This window comes from Mesorhizobium sp. M1182 (assembly GCF_040318335.1).
GTDB lineage: Bacteria > Pseudomonadota > Alphaproteobacteria > Rhizobiales > Rhizobiaceae > Mesorhizobium.
Window position 1 is genome coordinate 40,427 of record NZ_JAMYMD010000043.1, and the last position, 6,000, is coordinate 46,426.

4 protein-coding genes and 3 pseudogenes are annotated in these 6,000 nt (G+C 59.6%); 5 read left to right on the forward strand and 2 right to left on the reverse strand.

Annotated elements, in window-relative coordinates; translation table 11 throughout:
- Positions 1 to 250 precede the first annotated feature (250 nt).
- The 4 genes and pseudogenes from nadE to NKH33_RS29875 form a co-directional block, all read left to right on the forward strand.
- Positions 251 to 582 (forward strand): annotated as a pseudogene (gene nadE / locus NKH33_RS29860) (NAD(+) synthase); the annotation flags it as partial.
- A 402-nt stretch (positions 583 to 984) separates the two neighbouring features.
- The gene (locus NKH33_RS29865; RefSeq protein ID WP_352922909.1) at positions 985 to 2,067 is read left to right on the forward strand and encodes a histidine kinase dimerization/phosphoacceptor domain -containing protein; all 1,083 of its coding nucleotides are present in this window, start codon (positions 985 to 987) and stop codon (positions 2,065 to 2,067) included.
- 501 nt (positions 2,068 to 2,568) lie between these two features.
- On the forward strand, positions 2,569 to 2,670 hold the full coding sequence (locus NKH33_RS29870; RefSeq protein WP_352468513.1) for a hypothetical protein: 102 nt from the start codon (positions 2,569 to 2,571) through the stop codon (positions 2,668 to 2,670).
- Positions 2,671 to 2,703: 33 nt separating this feature from the next.
- A complete protein-coding gene (locus NKH33_RS29875; protein WP_352922918.1) occupies positions 2,704 to 2,961 on the forward strand; it encodes a hypothetical protein in 258 nt (85 codons plus the stop codon).
- Between the two features lie 2 nt (positions 2,962 to 2,963).
- Here NKH33_RS29875 and NKH33_RS29880 read toward each other — a convergent pair.
- Positions 2,964 to 3,273 (reverse strand): annotated as a pseudogene (locus tag NKH33_RS29880) (integrase); the annotation flags it as partial.
- Between the two features lie 191 nt (positions 3,274 to 3,464).
- Between NKH33_RS29880 and NKH33_RS29885 the strand changes: the two are divergent.
- Positions 3,465 to 5,126 (forward strand): tannase/feruloyl esterase family alpha/beta hydrolase, encoded by a 1,662-nt coding sequence (locus NKH33_RS29885; protein WP_352922912.1) that lies wholly within the window; start codon positions 3,465 to 3,467, stop codon positions 5,124 to 5,126.
- Positions 5,127 to 5,383: 257 nt separating this feature from the next.
- Here NKH33_RS29885 and NKH33_RS29890 read toward each other — a convergent pair.
- Positions 5,384 to 6,000 (reverse strand): annotated as a pseudogene (locus tag NKH33_RS29890) (site-specific integrase); the annotation flags it as partial.

Below are 6,000 nucleotides of genomic sequence, written 5' to 3' on the forward strand. Positions count from 1 at the left end.
TTTGGATGGGTGACCGGTGCGGACGTGCTTTTGTCCATGCAAGATTTCCGAAGAGTTATGAAATCGTTTGTTTCGATCAAAGTCATCCACGCTATGAATAGCTGCCGGACATGCGCTTCAAAGGGGCTTCAGGCTTCCCGGATGGCTACTCCGATTCGAAGCGCGTGGCATTCCATGCGCTCTATGACAACATTTTTCAGCAAAGGGTATGAGAGCAAACCCACACTTCTTTTTCAGAAGTCGCTTCGAAGCAGCCGAGGCCTTGATGGGCTTCTTCACCAAATTCGGCGATGGTGCCGCAGACATTCTTCCTCTTTCCGGGCTGAACAAGCGCAGAGTTCGCGCCTTGGCAGTGTGTCTGGGCGCTCCGTCTGATCTTGTTGAAAAGATCCCGACCGCCGACCTGGAGAACCTCGTCCCGGTCTCACATACGATGAGATTGACGACTTCCTCGAAGGCCAAGAGATCAACGAAGCGGCGCACAGGCGTATACTTCATGCGCATTCCAGCACAGCCCATAAGCGAGCGCTTCCCGTCACAACGATTGCCATGACGGGTTCGATATTTAGGCATCGGCAATAGCGTCTCAACATACACGATCGATGGGCTTGCCGCAGTTAGGCAGCTAGCGGCCTGAATTACCGCTGGAGCGAAGCGCTGCTCTTTCAGCCCGCATGCGGTCATGAGGTTGACAGTGTCGGCACGTATCGCCGAGGCCGGCACGCGAACTCATTCTCCCTGAATGCCTGCTCTATCGATCTTCCGCAGCGTACCCACTTGACCGGTCGCTTCGATTCCAGGCACCTGGATTGTAGCCGATCCTTGCCGCTCTCCTTCGGCCGGTCGCAATGCTAGACGTGCGGCCGTTACGCTATGCAGAGCTGGTTGTCAGATGCGTGATGCGAAACGTGAGATGCAGCTCCAGTTTTGGCGATGGCGGGCTCGCCGCATTGTTGATATCATCCGCACAGAACAGGCGCGCAAATGACATCGGATTCAGAGAAGGCTGAGGCCGTCGAGCAGTTGCTTGATACACCTGACCTTGCAACCGCACTGGAAAGTGAACAGTTCAAGAAATTCCTTGACCAGGTGCCGATTGCCATTGCCGTTTCGGACCTTGCCGGTGAAGAGCGCGTGGTCTACGCCAATCCGGAATTCGAGAAATTGTCAGGCCTGACGTCCGCAAGGCTCACCCGAGAAAACTGGGCGGCCCTTTTGGGCACAGGCCTCCATCACCAAAAGGACAGGCCGCTAGCCGAGGCCGTGGTCGAAGGAACCGATCTGGTCGGCACCTTCAGGCTGGAACGCGGCGAGGACAAACCCGCGATTGTCGACGTTTATTCGAACGAGATAGAGGACGACAACGGCAAGGTTTGCTTCCGACTGGTGGCCCTGGTCGACGTATCGGCTCACGGCGAGGCGGGAGATCAGCGCTCGGCCGAGGAGCGTGTCAGCGAGAACGACATACTGCTTCGCGAACTGCAGCACAGGGTGAAGAACAACCTGCAGATGATCACCGCACTGATCCGGCTGGAAAGCCGCAACGCTACCGAGGCCGACCGGACACGGTTTGAGCGGCTCGCCGGTCGCGTCGACGCTTTGGCGATCCTCTACCAGACGCTAACGGCCGACCAGCCGAAGGAGGAGGTCGATCTTGGTGTGTATCTCAGCCAGATAGCGTCCGCGGTGATGAGCTCGCATGCAGTCGAGGGGATCCGGCTGGATATGAAGGTGGATACATATCCGGTGTCAATAAACGTCGCCATGCCGGCGGGGCTGGTCGTGAACGAATTGCTGACCAATTCACTAAAGCATGCCTTCCGGGGGCGCGACGGCGGCACGATAATGCTGCACAGCGTCGTCGATGGCGATGGCTGCCGGGTTACGGTGGCGGACGACGGAATCGGCCTGCCGGAAGGCGAGATGTGGCCCAAGCCAGGCAAGCTCGGAGCGCTGATCGCGCGATCGCTGACCGAGAACGCCAAGGCGCAGCTAGCCGTCGAGTCCAGCGCCAACAAAGGGACGAAGGTGACCATCGTTTTCAAGCGGTCGGCGGCAGCAAGCTGAACGGTTGCTGTCGACTAGCAGGCTGGCGGCTGGCTTCATGTCGCGGCTTTGAGCAGGTGGCTGCAAATAGGCTAGGTCGCCCTTCACGGCCTGCTTCACATGGTCGAGGTCTTCCATTATGCTCCAGGCTTGCTGCTTCTGACTTCGGCGGCCAGTCCATCCCCACCTAGCGGAAGGCACTCCCGCCTGATTGCGTTGCGGCTTGAGTCTTGACGGCGGGGGCACCTGACGCCTTCGCGCTCATCACGCGCGGGCCGGCAATTCAGCAGCGAGTCATCGCTTGGCCAATCTTGCCGAGGACGAAGATCTAACCTACAAATAAATTGGTCCGACTGTTCGTGGCCGGAGGTAACCGCGAATTTGCGCTATCGGGACAGGAGAGCAGTGCTGTAGGCAAACCGCGATGCGTGCATTCGTTCGATTGGTTCTACGATTATCCTGACGCCTGGGGTGACCAGTTGCACCAGTATTTCCTACTACGCGCAATCTTTGCAGGGTCATGTGCAGATCATCGCGGCCCGCCAAGACATCGGAAAACTGATCGACGATCCTTCAACCCCTGAGATATTGCGCGCCCGAATGGCATCGGCGGCCGCCATATAATAGTTTGCGGCAAAGACGGCCGCGATCGAACGGCTGAGGACGCGCTCGCCAACAGATTACCGCGGATACGACGCCTGGTTCGATGCTCCGATCAACAACGCGAAGCTCGCCGCGACTTCCGTCTACAGCGATTCGGTTCAAAGGCTTGGCGCGTTGGACAAAGCTCGCCGCGCCGAAGCGCGATGCATAGAAGCCGGGATAGTCGCCCGAACACAAGTCGAACAAGCGGAGTGGTCGACCGTTTCGTCCTCCCCGGTGACGAGCCGGTTGCTCTGGCCTGGGGCGACCTGATGGGTCTTGCGGAGCACCGTCTCCAGCATGGCGATCAGGTCTTCGGGAAGTATGGCCTCATTCTGCACAGACGGTTTTGCGTGGCTGTTACGGATGCCGGCGGGCACGGTGGCGATATGGCGGTCCTTTCGATCGAGCGGCTCGCCACGCTGCGTATAATTCCACGCCAGGGAGGAGAGACGGCGCTCGATCGTCGCCACAGAGTTTGGTTTCTTGTCTCCTGTAACCTTTCTGGATGCACATGTAGAGGCCGACGGTCTGCGGATCAGGCGGCAACACCTCGAGGTGCTGCCGGCGCGCCCAGGCGCAAAAAATCCGCTCTCGACCGAGCGGCGTCAGACCGGTATTCTTATGGATGTTCATCCGGTCCCCCTGGAGTCACTGAAGCTTCGACAATCTCAGCTTTCCCGGTTCGGACCGGATGGACAACCTACTGAAAGCTCACAACTAGCTACCAATGCGATCAGCTTTCGGGCTATCGGGCGCATCCAGGGAGGATGGGTATGTTCTTGGCTAACGGGCTCAAGCTGCGGGACCGCGGGTGCACGCTGGCACTGATGTTGGCGATCATATGTGTATGTGCGCCTGCACTGGCGGCAAACGCGTCGGATCAGGCGTGCCGGTCCATCGCCAAGCTCAAAATTCCAAGCGTGATCTTTACCGAGGCTAGCCTTCAAAAGCCGCAGGAGATCCCCGCAGATCCCTTCACTGCATTCACCGGCGCCTCGCCTCAGGCGGTAAAAGTGGGCGGGCACTGCCTTGTCCGAGGTGTTATCGGGAAACGCCAGGGGGTCGATGGTCAATCATATGGCACCCGGTTTGAGGTGCGTCTTCCGACGACCTGGAACGACATGTTCCTTTTCCAGGGCGGCGGCGCAGTTGATGGCTTCCTGGCGCCGGCCGTCGGGACCATTCCTTGCCGGAACTCGACCGCGGCTCCCGGGCTCTTGCGCGGCTACACTGTTGTAAGCATGGATGGCGGGCACCCAAGCCCCGATCCGGCTTTCGGGGTCGATCAAGCCGCACGCATTGATTTTGCGTACGCCTCCATTGGCAAAGTCACTTCGGTCTCGAAGCAGGTGATTGCCAAGTTCTATGGGGCGGCTCCGAAAAAGTCGGTGTTCATGGGATGCTCGAATGGCGGTCGTGAGGCGTTGATAGCGGCTCAGCGATATCCGCTCGAGTTCGACGGCATTGTTGCAGGTAGCCCGGGTTTTCGTCTCAGTGCCGCCAACATTGCCGAAGCCTGGGATACTCGCCAGTACATGAGCATCGCTCCCAAGGATGAGGCCGGCCATCCCATTCTATCCCGCGCCTTCTCCCAGCAGGATCTGAACATCGTCGCCAAGACGGTTCTCGCTGCCTGTGATGCCCGCGATGGCATTGAGGATGGCGTCATCAACGCCTGGCAGCAGTGCCGGTTCGACCCAAAGGTCCTGTCCTGCCAAGGCGATAAGACGGACAGCTGCCTCACGGCTGGTCAAGTGCAGGCCATGAGCCGCGCGTTCGCGGGTCCGGAAAGCTCCGATGGCGAAAAGCTTTACAGCGATTGGCCATATGATACGGGCGTTGCGGGCGCGGACTGGAGAATGTGGAAGCTGGGCAATTCCCCCACTTCCCAGTCGGATGCAAATAACATCGTTCTGGGAGCCCGCTCGCTTCAATACTACTTCATGACGCCCCCGGCGCCGAATTTTGACCCCCTGAAGTTCGACTTCGACAAGGATCCGACACGCGTTGCGGATACGGCCAAGCTCAATGATGCGACCGGCACGTATCTCGCCAGCTTCGCTGCCCACGGTGGAAAGCTGCTCTTGTTTCAGGGACTTTCCGATCCGGTCTTCTCCGCCAACGATCTGGTGCGCTGGTACAAGCAAGTCGTCGAGGTCACAAGCGGCGGCGATTTGGAAGCGACTCGCCGTTTCGTGCGCATGTTCATAATCCCGGGGATGACCCACTGCGGCGATGGCCAAGCCTTCGACGACTTTGATCCTTTGGCCGCCATCGAGGGCTGGATAAACCAAGACAAGGCTCCGGATTCTCTCGCGGCTGGCAGCAAGGCATTCCCCGGCAAGCACCAGCCGATCTGCGCTTATCCCACTCAAGCTGCCTATGGCGGTAAGGGAAATCCCGATGAGATCGCGAGCTATTCGTGTCGGGGATAAGAGACCTCGTCATTTGTTCGCTTCAATCTGCGCGCATTCCCGGAACAGGTCTCCCGGACCAAGGATCGGTTGGAAAAGCTAAACCCGGAATTTGTGGGCCGTGCCATAACGCAGTTGATGATCATGCCTGACTACGAAGCGTCGGCCGCCGATAGTCTGGACACAGCGCTCGCTGTGCTCGATGAGGTAATTGTTATCGCCTGAGATCTGACCGTCTCATCCCAGCGGACAAAACGGGGGCAGGGGAGGGGGGCTTTTCAGAGCCCGGACGCCTTGGTGAGATTGACGCGGAAACGATCGCGCCGGCGCTGATACTTTCGCGTCATCTCGGCCGAGGCGTGACCGAGCTGCTTTTGCACATAGCGCTCGTCGACCTCGGCCGAGGACGCGAGGCCGGCGCGCAGCGAATGGCCAGCAAACTTTTGACCGCGTTCGCCCTCCGACAGATCGCCACGCACGCCGGCGGCGAGCGCCGTGCGCTTGACCAGGCGTGCGACCTCCTGGTCGTTCAAGCGATCGGCACCGACGGCTCTGCCTTGACCAGCAACGCGCCGAAACAGCGGTCCGTGCGCAATGCGCGCCAGTCTTAGCCAGGTCTGCAGAGCGACCACAGGGCAGGTGGCGTCGGAGGAGCCGCGGCCGATTTCGACCTCGCGCCAGCCGGTTTTGCCGCGCAATGTGACAAGCAGACCCTTATCGGCAAAAATCTCGACCCAGCCGCGCCCGTCCTCGGTCTGATCCCTGCCGACGTCGAGGCCGACGATTTCGGATCGGCGAAGGCCGCCGGCGAAACCCAAAAGCAGCATGGCGCGGTCGCGCAGCCCGCGCAGCGTGCCGCGGTCGAGGGTCTCGAACATGCGATCAGATCCTCGGG